The 250-nt window shown below is 46.8% G+C and carries 1 protein-coding gene; it reads right to left on the bottom strand.

From position 1 onward, the window contains the following. The coding region (locus ACSV5T_RS10145; RefSeq protein ID WP_438321055.1) for a hypothetical protein at positions 1-211 on the bottom strand (211 nt) is incomplete at its 3' end. Positions 212-250 lie beyond the last annotated feature (39 nt).

The following is a 250-nucleotide window of genomic DNA, read 5'->3' as shown; positions in this document are numbered from 1 at the left end:
GCACTACAGGTGTCGCAAGCACCAACTCAGCCCATTGTAAAACCTGTGAAGGTATGCCATACTGACTAAAGTCAACTCCAAACATACCGCTCATCACATATATTAATAGCGGTACAGTCAACACGGTACATATCCAAAAACGACGAGTCATGTCGTCAAGCTCTGAGGTGTCCTCTTCACCGATAGTAAGCGTTTCGGGCTCAAGCGCCATACCACATATCGGACAACCGCTATTTCTAACGTCTCTCAC

Origin of the sequence: Veillonella sp. ZSJB6 (assembly GCF_051549505.1) — a bacterium.
In the GTDB taxonomy this organism is placed as follows: Bacteria; Bacillota; Negativicutes; order Veillonellales; family Veillonellaceae; genus Veillonella.
This window is presented reverse-complemented; position numbering and strand designations above follow the sequence as displayed.